The organism is Lentilactobacillus parafarraginis DSM 18390 = JCM 14109 (genome assembly GCF_001435895.1).
Classification (GTDB): domain Bacteria; phylum Bacillota; class Bacilli; order Lactobacillales; family Lactobacillaceae; genus Lentilactobacillus; species Lentilactobacillus parafarraginis.
Genome location: NZ_AZFZ01000177.1, coordinates 1 through 1,056, shown reverse-complemented (window position 1 = coordinate 1,056; position 1,056 = coordinate 1). Strand labels below are relative to the sequence as shown.

The following is a 1,056-nucleotide window of genomic DNA, read 5'->3' as shown; positions in this document are numbered from 1 at the left end:
AGGATTTCGTATTCTGGGAGCTGATGAGCCAACATAGTCATATAGGCAATCGTTTCCTCACGCCCATCCATGATCCGTAAAACATTATCAACCTGGTCTTGAACTTGTTTGATGACGAGCGACTGCTCATCAACAGCGGGATAAGATATCGCGTTGGCTTGCCATAATCGGCGAGTCAAAGTATCAGCCCGTCCTTCTCCAATCCCAGCTAATTGAAGCTCCAATATTTTTTGCTTAATAGCTTCAAAGCTGCCCTGGCGTAATCGTGAAGGGTGCGGAAATAGCCGGAGCACAGCTAATCCTGATCGTCGGCTAAGATCAATCTCATCGTCAAAATTTGGGAATGTAAGCTGAATTGACCGATGCAACCGGTTCTTCTCGCGTTTGAGATCCTCAGTTTGTTGGTCATAATAACGACTGAGGTCCATCAATTCACGGTATACGGGATCGATAAATCGAGGCTTAAAAGCGACTGGTTGTTTGACAAATTCGGTAAGGGCCAACCCCTGTGCGTCCCTGATATCGTTTTTTCGTAATCTGGAACCATCATCCAGTCGTTTCTTGGCGACCAGGGGATTCAAAATATGGTACAGGATTCCTTGATCTAATAAAAACTTCTCGAGCCGTCGAGAATACACACCAGTCGCTTCAAAAACGACTTCCGGCCGATCGTATGAGGCAACCATTGCTTTCAAAGTATTGAAGCCAATGGCATCTAATGTGATGGTACTGTCATAAACCGTCTTGCCTTCGGTGGCCACCGATAAGGTGGCTGTTGCTTTAGAAACATCTAACCCAATAATTGTTCGCATATTAATCTACCTTTCTTGAAGCTCTTCGCTGAGGCCTTAGTAACCAAGTTTTCAAAACGCGGTCTCTGGGACCCAACTACTTTGAGCGAATTTTCTAAGACCAGCGAAGCGGCCATTTTTATATACGGCTTCTAAGAGCCCAAAAAGCAACCACGGCCTGTGCTTCACTACCACTATAAAGTAATAGAGGCGTATATGGACTCCGTCGAGTCTCATATACGCCTCTAAGCTTAGTAGTTTTTAT

At 45.1% G+C, this 1,056-nt stretch carries 1 protein-coding gene; it reads right to left on the bottom strand.

Translation table 11 applies throughout. The features are described from left to right. On the bottom strand, positions 1 to 812 hold an 812-nt coding region (locus tag FD47_RS14585; RefSeq protein ID WP_156319514.1), incomplete at its 3' end, for an IS110 family transposase. Between the last annotated feature and the right edge of the window lie 244 nt (positions 813 to 1,056).